The following is a 17,924-nucleotide window of genomic DNA, read 5'->3' as shown; positions in this document are numbered from 1 at the left end:
CGGCGCGGCCGCCGGTGAGATCGCCGGTGCGGCCTCCAAGGCCGCGTCGGCCTTCGCCGCCGCCGCGGTCACCCGCGCGCCGCTGGGCGCGCTGGACGATCTGTCCGCCATGCTGGCCGACCATTTCGTCGATCCCGAGATCACCCTGTCCGGCCTGTTCGACGCCGCGGTCGCCGCGCATCCGAATCGGGTCGCGGTGCGGTTCGGGACCGAGGAGATCACCTACGTCGAGCTGGACCGGCGCGCGAACGTGCTGGCGCGCACGCTGATCGCCGAGGGCGCGGGCCCCGAGTCCCTGGTCGCGGTGCTGCTGCCGCGCTCGGCGGATCTCGTCGTCGCACTGCTCGCGGTCATCAAGTCCGGCGCGGGCTACGTGCCGGTCGATCCGTCGTACCCGGCCGACCGCATCGCGTTCGTGCTCTCGGATGCGAAGCCCACCAGCGTGATCCTGGATTCCACGGTGCACGTGGAGCTGCCCGGGGATCTGCCGACCGTGCTCATGGACGGCTACTCGCTCGAGGCCGGGAACATCGAGGACGCGGCCGATACGCCGGTCACCGATGCCGACCGTCGCGCCGCGCTGCGCCCGGATCACGTCGCCTACGTCATCTACACCTCCGGCTCGACCGGCCGCCCCAAGGGCGTGGCCGTGGCGCACCGGAACGTGGTGCGGCTCATGGCCAATACCGATCGCGAGTTCGGCTTCAGCGCCTCGGACGTGTGGACGCTGTTCCACTCCTACGCCTTCGACTTCTCGGTGTGGGAGCTGTGGGGCCCGCTGCTCTACGGCGGCAAGCTGGTGGTCGTCGACTACTACGTCTCGCGCTCGCCCGAGCAGTTCCTGGAATTGCTTCGCCGCGAACGGGTCACGGTGCTCAACCAGACTCCCTCGGCGTTCTACCAGCTGGCCGAGGCCGAGCGGATCGCCGCCGCGGCCGGTGACGATCAGCCGCTCGCACTGCGCTACGTGATCTTCGGCGGTGAAGCGCTCGAGCTGCGCCGCCTGTCCGATTGGGTTGCGCGGCACGGTGATATGCGTCCGCAGCTGGTCAACATGTACGGCATCACCGAGACCACCGTGCACGTCTCGCACCGCGCGCTGGACAACCGGACCATCGCCGCTGCCACCGGCAGCGTGGTCGGCCGCGCCATCGCCGGCCTGCGGGTCTTCGTGCTGGACGACCGCCTGCACCCGGTGCCGGTGGGTGTCGCCGGTGAAATGTACGTCGCCGGACCGCAATTGGCCCGCGGCTACCTCGGCCGTCCCGATCTGACGGCCGCCCGCTTCGTGGCGAGCCCGTTCGGGGACGCGGGCGCTCGCCTGTACCGTTCCGGCGACGTGGCGCGCTGGAACCGTTTCGGCGAACTCGAATACCTCGGCCGCGCGGACGATCAGGTGAAGGTCCGCGGTTTCCGCATCGAGCTCGGTGAGATCGAATCGGCCGTGCTCGCGCAGGCCGGCGTCGCGCAGGCGGCGGTCATCGTGCGCGAGGATCAGCCCGGCGATCAGCGCATCGTGGCGTACGTGGTGCCCGAGGAGGGCCTCGCGCCGGTGGTGGACGCCATCCGCGACGGTGCGGGCGAACGCCTGCCGTCGTACATGGTGCCCTCCGCCATCGTGGTGATGGACGCGATTCCGTTGACCGTCAACGGAAAACTGGATCGCCGCGCGCTGCCCGCGCCGGCGGTGCAGGCGCGGGCCTTCCGCGCCTCGGAGACCCCCACCCAGGAAACCGTCGCCGCCGTCTTCGCCGAGGTCCTGGATCTCGCCCGGGTCGGCCTTGACGACGACTTCTTCGATCTGGGCGGCAACTCGCTCATCGCGACCCGCGTGGTCTCGCGGATCGGTGCGGCCCTGGACACCACGGTCGCCGTGCGCACCCTGTTCGAGGCGAGCACGGTCGAGGCCCTCGCGGCCCGAATCGAATCCCATGCCGACGGCGCTTCCCGCGCCAAGCTGGTCGCCCGCCCGCGCCCGGCCGGCGAACTGGTGCCGCTGTCCTTCGCGCAGCAGCGCATGTGGTTCCTGAACCAGTACGACACCTCGTCCGCGGCGTACAACCTGCCGCTGGCCATCCGTCTCACCGGCGAACTCGACACGGCCGCACTGGAACTCGCGGTCGCGGACGTGGTGCGCCGGCACGAGTCGCTGCGGACCCGCTACCCCGAGCACGGCGGCACGCCGATGCAGGTGGTGGTGCCCGCCGAGCAGGTCGCCCTCGATCTGCGCCCGGTGACGGTGGCCCCCGAGGGGCTGATCGACGCCGTCACCTCCTTCGCCACTCTCGGATTCAATGTCGCGGATCAGGTTCCGTTGCGCGCCAGGCTCTTCCGGGTGGGCTCCGCGCCGCAGAGCGATGGCGCCGAATCCGCCGAATCCGCCGAATCGGCCGCGGAGTCCGAGTCGGCCAATGAGCACGTGCTCGTGGTCGTGGTCCACCACATCGCGGGCGACGGCTTCTCCATGGCCCCGCTGACCCGCGACGTCATGGTCGCCTACACCGCCCGCACGCAGGGCGCGGTCCCCGGCTGGGCTCCGCTCGCCGTGCAGTACGCCGATTTCGCCATCTGGCAGCGGGAAGTTCTGGGCTCGGAAGAGGATTCGTCCTCGCTGATGGCTCGCCAGGTCGGTTACTGGCAGCGCGTGCTGGCCGGGACCCCGGACGAGCTGACGCTGCCCACCGATCGCGCCCGCCCGGCCGTCGCCTCGCATCGCGGCGCGACCCTGCATCACGCGCTCACGCCCGAGCTGGTCGGCGCACTGGAAAATGTCGCGCGCCGGCGTGGTTCCTCGCTGTTCATGGTCATGCACAGCGCGCTCGCGGTGCTGCTGGCCCGTCTGTCCGGCAGCGACGACATCGCCGTCGGCACCCCGGTCGCCGGTCGTGGCGAGGCCGCTCTGGACGAGCTGGTCGGCATGTTCGTCAACACCCTGGTGCTGCGCACCGGCATCGATCCGTCGGAGTCCTTCACGGACCTGCTCGATCGCGCCCGGCACGCGGACCTGGACGCCTTCGGCAATGCCGATGTGCCGTTCGAGCGGTTGGTCGAGCTGCTCGCCCCCGAGCGCTCGCAGGCCCGCAACCCGCTGTTCCAGGTCATGCTGGCCTTCCAGAACCTGGACCGCGGCACCCTCGAACTGCCGGGCCTGACGGTATCGGCGCTGGATCTCGAGGAGAGCGTCTCCCGCTTCGATCTGCAGTTCACGCTCTCGGAGCAGGCCGTGCCCGCAGGTGGCGACGCGGGCATGACCCTCGCGCTCACCTACGCGGTCGATCTGTTCGACGAATCGACAGCCGACAGCTTCGCGCAGCGCTGGCTGCGGGTGCTCGAGGCCGTCGCCGCCGATCCGGAGATCACCGTCGGCGCGATCGACGTGCTCGATCCCGAAGAACGTGCCGATCTGATCAACCGGTTCGGTGCTCCGGCAGTTCCGGCCCGCACCCTGCCGGACCTGCTGGCCGACGCCGTGGCTCTCGACCCGGCCGCGACCGCCGTCGTGTTCCAGGGCACGAGCCTGTCCTACGGCGAACTCGACGAGCGCTCGAACCGCTTGGCGCGCTTGCTGATCGAGCGCGGCATCGGCGCTGAGGATCTGGTCGCCGTCGCGGTGCCCCGCTCCTCGGACTCCTACTTCGCCGAATGGGCCGTCGCCAAGACCGGTGCGGCCTTCGTGCCGGTCGACCCGAACTATCCCGCCGACCGCATCGCCCACATGGTCACCGACTCCGGTTCACCGGTCGGCCTGACGGTGGCCTCGGTGCGCGCCGAGCTGCCGGAATCGGTGCAGTGGCTGGTCCTGGACGAGCTCGACCTCGACGCGTTCGAGGCCACCGCCGTCACGGCCGCCGATCGTGTCCGCCCGCTGCGCCCGGAGCACCCGGCCTACGTCATCTACACCTCCGGTTCCACCGGCCTGCCCAAGGGCGTCGTGGTCACGCACGCCGGTCTGGCCAACTTCAGCGTCGAGCAGGCCGAGCGCTACAGCCTCGATTCCAGCTCGCGCGCACTGCATTTCGCCTCGCCTTCGTTCGACGCGTCCATGCTGGAGTTCCTGCTCGCCATCGGCGCGGGCGGCACCCTGGTCGTGGTCCCGCCGGGTGTCTACGGCGGCGACGAACTCGCCGAGCTGATCCGCACCGAGCGGGCCACGCACGCCTTCATCACTCCGGCGGCGCTGTCCACCTTCGGCCCCGCGGGACTCGACAGCCTGCGTGTCCTGGTCGCCGGTGGCGAAGCGGTGCCCGCCGATCTCGTCGAGAAGTGGGCCGTGCCGCTCGGGCAGGACGGCGCGATCCGCGCCTTCCACAACGGATACGGCCCCACCGAGACCACCATCATGACCAATATCAGCGAGCCGCTGGTCTCGGGCGATCTGGTCACCATCGGTGGTCCGATCCGAGGCATGCAGTCGCTGATCCTGGACAACCGTCTCCGGCCCGTTCCGGTCGGTGTCGCGGGTGAGCTCTATCTGTCTGGCATCCAGCTGGCGCGCGGCTACCATGCCCGTCCCGGTCTGACCGCCGACCGTTTCGTCGCCAACCCGTATCTGGACGGGCAGCGCATGTACCGCACCGGTGACGTGGTCCGCTGGACCCCCGCCGGTGAGGTCGAGTACGTCGGCCGTTCCGATTTCCAGGTCAAGGTCCGCGGTTTCCGCATCGAGCTCGGCGAGATCGACGCGGCGCTGGCCTCGCACGAGAGTGTGGACTTCGCGGTCACCGTCGGCCACAAGAACGCCGCGGGCGCGGTCTCGCTGGTGTCGTACGTGGTTGCCACGCAGGGGCATTCGATCGACGTCGGTGCGGTCACCGCACACGTCGAGCAGCGCCTGCCGGCGTACATGGTGCCGTCCTCGGTGATGATCATCGACCGGGTTCCGCTGACCCCGGTCGGCAAGCTGGACCGCAAGGCCCTGCCCGAGCCGGTGTTCGCGACCGAGGTCACCTTCCGGGCTCCGCGCAACGGCGTCGAGCACACCGTGGCCGAGGTCTTCGCCGAGGTGCTCGGTCTGGAGCGGGTCGGCATCGACGACTCCTTCTTCGCGCTGGGCGGCGACTCCATCGTCTCCATCCAGCTGGTGTCCCGCGCCAAGGCGCGCGGCATCGTCTTCAGCCCGCGCGACGTGTTCGAACAGCGCACCGTCGCCGGTCTGGCCGCGGTCGCGACCGAAACCCTGCAGGGCCAGGGCGATTCGGCGCCGCAGCTGAGCGAGCTGCCCGGCGGCGGCGTGGGCGTCATGCCGCTGACCCCGGTGGTCCGCTTCATGGTCGAGCGTGCCACCGCGGGCGGTGAAGCCGGCCCGAGCGGCTTCGATCGCTTCAATCAGACTCTCGCGCTTGAACTTCCGCACGGCATCGACCGCGCGGGCATCGCGGCCACGGTCGGCGCGGTCATCGACCGCCACGACATGCTGCGGGCCCGCCTGCGCCGGGTGCCGGGCGCGGACTGGATCGTGGAGACCGCCGCCCCGGGCGCGATCGACGTGGATTCGCTGATCGACCGCGTCGAGTTCGATCCGAGCGCCGATGACGAGCAGCTCCTCGAGATCGCCACGGCCGCACTGGATGCCACCCTCGACAAGCTGGATCCCGCCGCGGGCGTGGTCATACGGTTCGTGTGGCTCGAGCCCGCGGGTAGCACGTCTCGCACCGGTCGCCTGGTCGTGGTCGCCCACCACCTCGTGGTCGACGGCGTCACCTGGCGAATCCTGGTGCCGGACCTCGTCACCGCCTGGGGTCAGCTGTCCGCCGGGCAGACCCCCGAGCTGGTCGCACCCGTCACCAGCATGCGCACCTGGGCGCACGCGCTCGAGCGCGAGGCCGCCACCGAGCGCCTCGCCGAACTCGACTTCTGGCGCGGCGTCGTGCAGGGTCCGGATCCGCTGCTCACCCAGCGCCCGATGGATCCGGCCGTGGACGTCACCGCCGTCATCGAGAAGCATCGCGTCGAGCTGTCCGCCGAGGCCACTCGCGCGCTGCTCACCACCGTGCCCGCGCTGTTCCACGGTGGCGTCAACGACTCGCTGCTGACCGCGCTGGCCCTGGCCGTCGCGAAGTGGCGCTCCGCCAAGGGAATCGGCGAGAAGTCCACGCTGATCCGCCTGGAGGGCCACGGCCGCGAGGAAGAGGTCGTGCCCGGCGCGGACCTGTCCCGCACGGTCGGCTGGTTCACCGCCATCTTCCCGGTCCGCTTCGACCTCACCGAGATCGACGTGGACGGCGCGCTGCTGGGCGGGCCCGCCATGGGCCGCGCCATCAAGGCGGTCAAGGAGCAGTTGCTCTCGGTGCCGGACAAGGGCATCGGTTACGGTCTGCTGCGCTACCTGAACCAGGCCACCGCCGAGTCGCTGCCCAAGCAGCTGCCCGGCCAGGTCAGCTTCAACTACCTGGGCCGCGTCAACGAGGGCGATGTGCCCGACGCGCTGCGCGGCTTCGGCTGGATCCCGGCCCCGGAACTCGGCAACCTCGCCGGCGCGTACGACGCCGACATGCCGGCCATGGCTCCGATCGACATCAATGCCATCGTGGTCGGGGAGAAGCTGACCGCGAACATCGGCTACCCGAGCACCCTGCTCGACGCGGCCGACATCGCCGAATTCGGCGCACTGTGGATCTCGGCACTGGAAGCCGTCGCGCGCCATGCCGACTCCGCGAACGCCGGTGGGCACACCCCGTCCGACTTCGGTCTGGTCAAGATCACCCAGCGCGATATCGACGGCTGGGAGAAGCGCTTCGGCGAGCTCGACCAGGTGTGGCCGCTGTCGGCGCTGCAGGCCGGTCTGCTCTTCCACGCGCAGCTGGCCGCGTCCTCGGTCGACGTGTACACCGCCCAGGCGGTGCTCACCCTCACCGGCCGCGTGGACGCCGACCGCCTGCGCGCCGCCGCCCAGGCGCTCATCGACCGCCACGAAATCCTGCGCACCGCATACGTTTCCGATGCCTCGGGCACGCCGGTACAGGTGGTCCTGGACGGCGTGCACGCCGCGTTCTCGGTGCACGACCGCACCGCGACCGGCGATCCGTCGGACGTCATCGAGGCCGATCGGATGCGACGCTTCGACCTGACCGAGCCGCCGCTCATCCGCTTCACCCTGGTGCAGACCGCCGCCGATGCCTGGCAGCTGGCGGTGGCCAACCACCACATCCTGCTCGACGGCTGGTCCATGCCGCTGCTCATGCAGGACCTGCTGGTGCTGTACGCGACGCATTCGGACGCCTCGGTGCTGCCGCCGCTGCGCTCTTACCGCTACTTCCTGGAATGGGTTGCGCAGCAGGACCGTACGGCCTCCCTCGAGGCGTGGACGCGCTCGCTGCACGGCGTCTCCGAGCCGACGCTGCTCACCCGGCCCGATCCGAGCCACGAGATCACCGCCCTGTCCGGCGAGTACTTCTTCGACCTGGACGAGGCGGCGACCTCGCGCCTCACCGCGCTGGCCGCCGAGATCGGCGTCACGCCCAACACGGTGCTGCAGGTGGCCTGGGGCATCCTGCTCGGCCGCCTCACCGGCCGCGACGACGTGCTGTTCGGCACCACCGTCTCGGGTCGCCCGGCGCAGCTGGCCGGCGTGGAATCCATGGTGGGCCTGTTCATCAACACCGTGCCGGTGCGGGTCGCCTTCGATCCGGCCGAGTCCGCCCGCTCGCTGCTCACCCGCACCCAGGGTGAGCAGGCCGATCTGCTCGATCACCACTACGTCGGACTGGCGGACATCCAGTCCGCCGCGGGCGTCGGCGGACTCTTCGACACCCTCGTGGTGTTCGAGTCCTACCCGGTCGACGCGGACGGCATCCGGGCCCAGGCCGCCGATATCGACGGCATGGCGGTCACCGGGCTGGAAGCGGCCGACGCCACGCACTACCCGCTGACCCTCATCGCCCAGCTCGACACCCGCCTGCGGGTGCGCGCGGGCTACCTGCGCGATCTGTTCGACGAGGACACCGTCCACCGCATCGCGGACCGTCTGATCCGCGTCCTCACCGCCGTCACCACCGAACCCGATGCGGCAGTGGGCGATATCGAGCTGGTCGACGCCGCCGAGCGCGAGCTGGTCGTCACCGCGTGGAACGACACCGCCTTCGACGTGGACACCGTCCTGGCGATGATGACCGACGGCACCGACGACGCCGAGCACGACCTCTTCATCGTCCGTGCGGCATCCGGCGACGCGGCATCCACGCTGGTCGCGCTGTTCGAGGCGCAGGCCGCCCGCACTCCCGACGCGATAGCGGTCAGCTTCGAGGGCATGGGTCTGTCCTACGCCGAGTTCGCGGACCGGGTGCACCGCACCGCGCGCTGGCTCATCGAGCGCGGCGTCGGCGCGGAATCCTTCGTGGCCCTGGGCATGAGGCGTTCGCTGGACCTGGTCGTGGGCATGTACGCGGTGCTCTCGGCCGGTGGCGCGTACGTGCCGCTGGATCCGGATCACCCGGCCGAGCGCACCGAATACATCCTCGCCACAGCGGATCCGGTGACGGTCCTGACCTCGGGCGAGGATCTGCCCGTGGACACCGCCCAGGTGCGCATCGATGTGCTCGACCTCGCGGGCTACTCCGGCGCTCCGCTGACCGACGCGGAACGTCGTGTGCCGCTGCGGGAATCGAACACCGCCTACGTCATCTTCACCTCCGGGTCGACCGGCCGCCCGAAGGGTGTGGCCGTGCCGCACTCGGCGATCGTCAACCGCCTGGTCTGGATGCAGACCGAATACGGCCTGTCCGCCGACGATGTGGTGTTGCAGAAGACCCCGTCCACCTTCGACGTGTCGGTGTGGGAGTTCTTCTGGCCGCTGCAGCTGGGCGCGCGCCTGGCCATCGCCAAGCCGGACGGCCACCGCGATCCGGCGTACCTGGCCGAACTCATTGCCCGCGAAGGCGTCACGGTCACCCACTTCGTGCCGTCCATGCTCGCGGTCTTCGTCGCGGAGGAGGCCGCCGCGCGGTGCGAGAGCCTGCGCATGGTGTTCGCCTCCGGTGAGGCGCTCTCGCCCAAGCCCGCGCATCTGCTGCGCGAGCTGACCGGCGCGCAGCTGCACAACCTGTACGGACCTACCGAAGCCGCCGTCGACGTCACGTACCACCAGGTCACCGATGCGGACACCGAGACCGTGCCGATCGGCCGCCCGGTGTTCAACACCCAGGTGTACGTGCTGGATTCGCGCCTGCGCCCGGTACCGGTCGGCGTGGCCGGTGAGCTCTACCTCGCCGGTGAGCAGCTCGCGACCGGCTACGTCGCACGCCCGGACCTGACCTCGGATCGCTTCGTGGCCAACCCGTTCGGCGCCGGCGAGCGCATGTACCGCACGGGTGACCTCGTCACCTGGACCGCCGAGGGTGAACTGGACTACATCGGCCGCACCGACTTCCAGGTCAAGCTGCGCGGTCTGCGCATCGAGCTCGGCGAGATCGAATCCGCGCTCACCGCACTGGATTCCGTCGCGCAGTCGGTGGTCGTGGTGCGCGGCGACGCGCACACCGGCGATCAGCTGGTCGGCTACGTGGTCGCCGCCCCGAACCGCGGCGTCGACACCGAGGCCGTGCGCGCCGAGCTCGCCGAGAGCCTGCCGTCGTACATGGTCCCGTCGATCCTGATGGTGCTCGAGGAGTTCCCGCTCAACGCGTCCGGCAAGCTGGAGCGCCGCGCGCTGCCCGCCCCGGTGTTCGAGGCCGCGGTCTTCCGCGCTCCGGTCACCCCGGTCGAGCAGATCGTCGCGGGCGTCTTCGCCGAGATCCTGGGCCTGTCCCGGGTCGGCCTCGACGACGACTTCTTCGCGCTCGGCGGCAACTCGCTCATCGCCACCCAGGTGGCGGCGCGCCTGTCCGCCGCGCTGGACACCCAGCTTGGCGTCCGCGAGATCTTCGAATCCTCCAGTGTCGCGGCGCTGGCCGCGCGCGCGGAATCGCATTCCGGCGTGGCCCGGCAGCCGCTGACCGCGCAGGAGCGCCCGCATCGGCTCCCGCTCTCGCTCGCGCAGCAGCGCATGTGGTTCCTGAACCGCTTCGATCCCGAATCGGCCGTGGACAACATCCCGGCGGCGGTGCGGCTCTCGGGTCTGGTGGATCGCCAGGCCCTGCAGATCGCCGTAGCCGATGTGCTGGCGCGGCACGAATCGCTGCGCACCCGCTACCCGGAGATCGACGGCACCCCGCATCAGGAGATCGTCCCGACCGGTCAGGTCATCCCCGATCTGACTCCGATCGACGTCACCGAAGCCGAACTGCCGCAGGCACTCTCGACCCTGGTGCTGACCGGATTCGACGTCACCTCCGAGGTGCCGTTCCGGGCGCGACTGTTCGAGATCAGCCCCACCGAGCACATCCTCGCGCTGGTGGTGCACCACATCTCCGCCGACGGTTTCTCCATGGGCCCGCTGACCCGGGATGTCATGGTGGCCTACGGCGCTCGTGTCGAGGGCGGCGAACCCGCCTGGCAGGCACTGGAAGTCCAGTACGCCGACTACGCGTTGTGGCAGCGCGAGGTGCTCGGTGCCGAGTCCGACGCCGAATCGGTGATCTCCCAGCAGATCTCGTACTGGACCCACGCGCTGCACGGCGTCCCGGACCAGCTCGATCTGCCCTCGGATCGCCCGCGTCCGGCCGTCGCGTCCGGTCACGGCGCCACCCACACCTTCACCATCGACGCCGAAACCCACGGCAAGCTGGCCGAGCTGGCCCGCAGCCGGGGCGCGACGCTGTTCATGGTGGCGCACGCCGCGCTCGCGACCCTGCTCGCGCGTCTGTCCGGTGAGGCCGATATCGCCATCGGCACCCCGGTCGCCGGTCGCGGTGAGCGCGCTCTCGACGACTTGATCGGCATGTTCGTCAACACGCTGGTGCTGCGCACCCCGGTGGACGGCAGCCGCGGCTTCACCGAACTGCTGGAATCGGTGCGCGCCGCCGATATCGCGGCGTTCGGCCACGCCGACCTGCCGTTCGAACGCCTGGTGGAGATCATCAACCCGGTCCGCTCGCAGGCCCGGAACCCGCTGTTCCAGGTCATGCTGTCGTTCCAGAACATGGGTCCGGCCGAACTGGAACTGCCCGGCCTCACCGTCAGCGCCGTGGACCTGCCGATCGAGACCGCCAAGGTCGATCTGCAGCTGGTCCTGACCGAGCAGCTGGGCGCACATCACGTGTCCGGCAACGGCTTCGGCGGATCGCCCTCGGGAATGACCGCCGAGATCATCTACGCCACCGACCTTTTCGACGCCGCGACCATGGAGCGCTTCGCCGCGCGCTTCACCCTGCTGCTCAAGGCCATCACGGCCGCACCCGAGCGTCCGGTCGGCGATATCGAGCTGCTGGGCGCCCGTGAGCGCGACCTGGTGCTCGCGGAGTGGAACGACACCGCTGTCGCTTTCGGCGCCGACGGTGGCGCCGCCGAGACCCTGACGGATCTGTTCGAGGCACAGGCACTCGCGACGCCCGACGCGATCGCTCTGTCCTTCGACGGAGCACTGTCCTTCGCGGGAGCACCGATCTTCGGAGGAGCGGAGTCCTTCGCGGAAACCCGGTCCCTCGAGGGAGCCGCCTCGTCCGACGGTGCAACCGCGAGCACAACTCTGTCCTACGGTGAGTTCGCCGGTCGCGTACATCGGCTGGCACGCAAGCTCATCGAGTCCGGAGTCGGACCGGACAGCACCGTCGCGCTCGGCATCCGCCGGTCCGCCGATCTGGTGCTGGCCATGTACGCGGTGCTGCAGGCCGGTGGCGCGTACGTGCCGCTGGACCTGGATCAGCCCGCCGATCGCATCGAGTACGTGCTCGACGTCGCCCGCCCGGTCGTCGTACTGACCACCGGCCGTGACGATTTCGCGCCCGAGGTGAACACTCCCGTGCTCACCGTCGACGCGCTGGATCTCACCGGCTACGCCGACACCCCGATCACGGATGCCGAGCGCATTCGCCCGCTGCTGGCGTCCAATATCGCGTACGTCATCTTCACCTCGGGTTCGACCGGCCGCCCCAAGGGCGTCGCGGTCTCGCACGCCTCGGCCGTGAACCAGATCCGCTGGATCACCACCGAGTACAGCCTCGCCGCCGATGACGTGGTGCTGTTCAAGACCCCCGCCACCTTCGACGTCTCGGTGTGGGAATTGTTCGGCCCCTTGGCAACCGGTGGTCGCATGGTCGTCGCCACGCCGGACGGCCACCGTGATCCGCAGTATCTCGCCGAGATCATCGCGGCCGAGCGGGTCACCCTGACCTCGTTCGTGCCGTCCATGCTCAGCGTGTTCTCCGGCAGTGTGGCGCCCGAGTCGCTGATCTCGCTGCGCGCCCTGCTGATCGCCGGTGAGGCCTTCACCGCCGCCGAGGTGGACGCCTTCCGCAGGGTCGGCTCGGCCGAGCTGCACAACCTCTACGGCCCCACCGAGTTCACCGTGCACGCCACCTACGCGCCCGTCGCGGACGAGGTGCAGGGCGCGGTTCCGATCGGTGCGCCGGTCGCGAACGCCCGTGCCTACGTGCTGGATTCACGACTGCGCCCGGTCCCGGCCGGTGTCGCGGGTGAGCTGTATCTGGCCGGCGCTCAGCTGGCGCGCGGCTACCTCGGCCGCCCGGACCTGACCTCGGATCGCTTCGTGGCCAACCCGTTCCGCGGTGCGGCCGGTGCGACCGGCGAGCGGATGTACCGCACCGGCGACCTGGTGCGCTGGAGCGCCGACGGCCGGCTGATCTACCTGGGCCGCACCGACTTCCAGGTGAAGCTGCGCGGTCTGCGCATCGAGCTCGGCGAGATCGAAGCGGCCCTGACCGCGCACGACTCGGTCGCACAGGCCGTCGTGGTGCTGCGCTCGGACGCCCGCACCGGCGACAACCTGGTCGGCTACGTGGTTCCGGCGGGCACTCCCGAAGCAGGTGCCGAAGCAAGCACCGTCGACGTGGACGCGCTGCGCGCGCACCTGTCCGCACAGCTGCCGTCCTACATGGTCCCGGCCGCGTTCGTGGCGCTCGCGGAGTTCCCGCTCAGCGCCAACGGCAAGCTCGACCGCCGCGCGCTGCCCGATCCCGAGTTCACCGCGCGCGAATTCCGCGCTCCGGTCACGGCCGCCGAGCAGCTGGTCGCCGGGGTCTTCGCCGAGGTGCTCGGCGTGGAACAGAGCCCCGGTATCGACGACGACTTCTTCGAACTCGGCGGCAACTCGCTGATCGCCACCCAGGTCGTCGCTCGCCTGGGCGCGGCCTTCGACACCCGAGTCCCGGTCCGCACGCTCTTCGAGTCGCCGACCGTGGCCGCCCTGGCCGCGCGCCTGGACAGCACCTCCGGCACCGGCAGCCGCCGCGCCCTGCTCGCCCAGGATCGTCCGGCGGAGATTCCGCTGTCCCTCGCGCAGCAGCGCATGTGGTTCCTGAACCGCTTCGACACCGCCTCCGCTGTCAACAACATCCCGATGGCGGTCCGGCTCACCGGTGATCTGGATGTGCGGGCCCTGCTCGGCGCCGTCGGCGACGTGATCGAACGCCACGAGGTGCTGCGCACGCTCTACCCGGAGAATGCCGAAGGCCGTGGCGTGCAGGTGATCCTGCCGTCCGAGCAGGTCATCGAGATGCTGGCGCTGGAGTCGGTCACGGTCCCGGAGGCCGAACTGCGCGATCGGATCGCGGAGCTGGTGCTCACCGGGTTCGACGTCACCGCCGCTGTTCCGTTGCGCGCCGCGCTGTTCCGCGTCGCCGGGGGCGAAACCCCCGACCACGTCCTGGTTTTCGTGGTTCACCACATCTCCGGTGACGGCTGGTCGGTCGGCCCCCTGGCTCGCGACATCATGACGGCGTACTTCGCCCGCTCGCAGGGTTCCGCGCCGGACTGGGCGCCGCTGCCGGTGCAGTACGCCGACTTCGCGCTCTGGCAGCGCGAGACCCTCGGCTCGGAGGAGGACGCGGACTCGCTGATCTCCCAGCAGGTCGCGTACTGGTCCGACAGCCTGGCCGGCCTGCCCGATCAGATCGAGCTCCCGTCCGATCGCCCGCGGCCCGCCGTCGCCTCCAACCGCGGTGGCGTGCACGAGTTCTCGATCGACGCCGAACTGCTCGACGGCATGAACGCCCTCGCCCGCGAGAACGGCGCGAGCCAGTTCATGGTCGTGCACGCGGCCTTCGCCGCACTGCTCGCGCGGCTGTCCGGCGGCGACGACATCGCCATCGGCACCGCGGTCGCGGGTCGCGGTGAGGAAGCGCTCGACGACGCCATCGGCATGTTCGTGAACACCCTGGTGCTGCGCACCGCGGTCGACTCGGGCGCGAAGTTCAGCGAACTGCTGGCCCGCACCAAGGACACCGACCTGGCCGCCTTCGGCCATGCCGACCTGCCGTTCGAACGCCTGGTGGAGATCCTCAACCCGGCGCGCTCGCAGGCCCGGCATCCGCTGATCCAGGTCATGCTGTCGTTCCAGAACACCGGCACCGCCAGCTTCGCCCTGCAGGGCCTGGAGGTGGCGGGCGTTCCGCTGGACGTGGTCACCGCCAAGTTCGATCTGCACCTGAACCTGACCGAGCGACTCGGCGCGGACGGCGTGGTCGACGGCATGAACGCCGAATTCGCCTATGCCACCGATATGTTCGACGCGTCCACGGTCGCCGGATTCGCTGATCGCCTGGTGCGCCTGCTGTCCGCGGTCGTGGCCGAACCCACCGCGGTGGTCGGCGATATCGAGGTGCTCGACGCGGTCGAGCGCCGTCGGGTGCTGCGGAGCTGGAACGCCACCGAGTACGACGTGCAGCGTGTGGTCCGGGCCGGACGCAAGTCCGCGATCGAGGTCACCCTGGCGTCGATGTTCGCGACCCAGGTCAAGGACACCCCGAACGAGATCGCGCTGAGCTTCGAGGGTGAGGAACTCACCTACGCGGAATTCGACGCTCGGGTGAACCGGCTCGCCCGGCACCTGATCGCCGAGGGCGTCGGCCCCGATTCCCTCGTGGCCCTGGGCATGCGCCGTTCGCTGGACCTGGTGATCGGCATGTACGCCGTCATCGCCGCCGGTGGCGCGTACGTGCCGCTGGACCCGGATCACCCGGCCGAGCGCAACGCCTACGTGCTCGAGACCGCGCGCCCGGTCGCCGTACTCACCACGGCCCGTGACGCTTTCGAGGCGGGCACGCTGCGCATCGACGAACTCGAGCTGTCGGAGTACTCGGCCGCCGCGATCACCGATGCCGACCGTGTCGCCCCGCTGCGCGGTGACAACACCGCGTACGTGATCTTCACCTCCGGCTCCACCGGCCGGCCGAAGGGCGTGGCGGTCAGCCACGCCTCCATCGTCAACCGCCTGGTCTGGATGCAGACCGAATACGGTCTGTACACCGACGACGTGGTGCTGCAGAAGACGCCCGCCACCTTCGACGTGTCGGTGTGGGAGTTCTTCTGGCCCTTGCAGATCGGCGCGCGCCTGGTCGTCGCCAAGCCCGAGGGCCATCGCGATCCGGCGTACCTCGCCTCGATCATCGCCGCGCAGGGCGTCACCACCGCGCACTTCGTGCCGTCGATGCTGTCGGTCTTCGTGGCGGCCCTGGAATCGGCCGCGGCCGCTGGTGATTCGAGCGCCGAGTCGAGCCTGCGCAATGTCTTCGCCTCCGGTGAGGCGCTGCCCGCCGTCACGGCGCAGAAGCTGCTCGAGCTGACCGATGCCCGCCTGCACAACCTGTACGGCCCCACCGAGGCCGCCGTCGACGTCACCTATCACGAGGTGGGCGACTTCGACACGCTGTCGGTGCCGATCGGCGCTCCGGTCTTCAACACCCGTGTCTACGTCTTGGATTCGCGCCTGCACCCGGTGCCGGTCGGCGTCCCGGGTGAGCTGTATCTGGCCGGCGTCCAGCTGGCGCGCGGCTACGTCGCACGCCCGGAGCTGACCGCGGACCGCTTCGTGGCGGACCCCTTCCACGACGCCGAGCGCATGTACCGCACCGGCGACCTGGTGAAGTGGACCGGCGTCGGTGAGCTGGAATACCTGGGCCGCACCGACTTCCAGGTCAAGCTGCGCGGTCTGCGCATCGAGCTCGGTGAGATCGAGAACGCGCTCACCGCTGTCGAGGACGTCGCGCAATCGGTGGTCGTGGTCCGCTCCGACGAACGCCTCGGCGATCAGCTGGTCGGCTACGTCATCCCGGCTGCCGGGCGCAGCGTCGACTTCGACGCCGTGCGTGCCGAACTGGCCGACGCGCTGCCGTCCTACATGGTCCCGGCCGCCTTCGTGGCGCTGGATGCCTTCCCGCTCAATGCCTCCGGCAAGCTGGATCGCAAGGCGTTGCCCGCGCCGGTGTTCGAGGCCAAGAGCTTCCGGGCCCCGTCCACCCCGATCGAAGAGATCGTGGCCAACACCTTCTCCGACGTTCTGGGCGTCGGCCGGGTGGGTCTGGACGACGACTTCTTCGAGCTCGGCGGCAACTCGCTGATCGCCACCCAGGTCACCGCCCGCCTCGGCGCGGCCCTGGACACCCACCTCGCGGTGCGCGATCTGTTCGAGGCGTCCACGGTCTCGGCCATGGCCGCCCGCGTCGAGCGCAATGCCGGATCCGGCCGGGCCCGCCCGAGCTTGGTCGCGGGCGAGCGCCCGGCGAACCTGCCGCTCTCCCCGGCCCAGCAGCGCTACTGGTTCCTCAACCAGTTCGACACCAGCACCTCGGCGGTGGACAACATTCCGCTCGCGGTGCGGCTCACCGGCTCGCTCGATCTGAACGCGCTGGAGCAGGCGATCGGCGACGTGATCAGCCGCCACGAGGTCCTGCGCACCATCTACCCCGGCTCGTCGGACGGCCCGAACCAGCTGATCCTGCCCGCCTCGCAGACCGATCTCATGCTGGTCCCGGAACCGGTCACCGAAGCCGATCTGCTCGGCAAGGTGATCGAATTCGCCGCCACCACCTTCGACGTCACCGTCGAGGTGCCATTGGCCGTGAAGCTGTTCCGGATCACGGGTCCCGGCGCCGCATCGGCGCAGGAGGCGGCGGCTCACGTATCCACGGATGCCCCCGCGTCCGCCGCGGTGAATACCGAGACCCAGCAGCACGTGCTGGCCTTCACGGTGCACCACGTGTCGGCCGACGGTTCCTCCATGGGTCCGATGGCGCGCGACGTCATGGTCGCGTACGCGGCCCGCGCCGCCGGTGACGTCCCGCAGTGGGCGCCGCTGCCGGTGCAGTACGCCGACTACGCGCTGTGGCAGCGCGCCGTCCTCGGTTCCGAGGACGACGCGGAATCCCTCGCCGCACAGCAGGTCGCCTACTGGACCACGGCCCTCGCCGGCCTCCCGGACCAGCTGGAGCTGCCCACCGATCGTCCGCGCCCGCCCGCACAGTCGTTCCACGGCAAGGCGATTCGCTTCGATATCGACGCGCAGCGCCATGCCCGCCTGCACGAACTGGCGCGCGCCAACAACGCGTCGCTGTTCATGGTCGTGCACACCGCCCTCGCGGTGCTGCTGGCCCGCCTGTCCGGTACCCAGGACATCGCGGTCGGCACCCCGATCGCGGGCCGTGGCGAACGCGAACTCGACGATCTGATCGGCATGTTCGTCAACACCCTGGTGTTCCGCACCTCGGTGGACGCCGGCGCGAGCTTCACCGATCTGCTGGCCGAGGTCCGCGAACGCGACCTGGAGGCCTTCGCCAACGCCGACGTGCCGTTCGAGCGCCTGGTCGAGGTGCTGAACCCGGTGCGTTCGACCGCGCGCAGCCCGCTGTTCCAGGTCGGCCTCTCGTTCCAGAACCTGGCCGAGACCGCGTTCGAGCTGCCCGGCCTGCACGTGAGCGCGGTCCAGTTCGAATCGCAGCTGGCCAAGACCGATCTGCACGTCACGCTGTACGACCGGTACGCCGAGGACGGCACACCGGCCGAGATCCTCACCGAATTCGGTTACGCCACAGATCTGTTCGACGAGGTCACGGTGCGCGCCTTCGCCGATCGGTTCCTGCGGGTGCTGGACGCGGTGC

The 17,924-nt window shown here is 70.1% G+C and carries 1 protein-coding gene (running past one end of the window); it reads left to right on the top strand.

Annotated features, from left to right (window positions below):
- The first annotated feature begins 196 nt into the window (after positions 1 to 196).
- Positions 197 to 17,924 carry the 5' portion of a non-ribosomal peptide synthase/polyketide synthase gene (locus NJ1_RS36095; RefSeq protein WP_439957703.1) on the top strand. The gene runs 12,137 nt beyond the window's last position, so only the first 17,728 of its 29,865 coding nucleotides appear in the window; the start codon lies at positions 197 to 199; the stop codon falls past the right edge of the window.

It is taken from the genome of Nocardia jejuensis NBRC 103114 (assembly GCF_001613145.1).
GTDB classification, from domain to species: Bacteria; Actinomycetota; Actinomycetes; order Mycobacteriales; family Mycobacteriaceae; genus Nocardia; species Nocardia jejuensis.
This window is presented reverse-complemented; position numbering and strand designations above follow the sequence as displayed.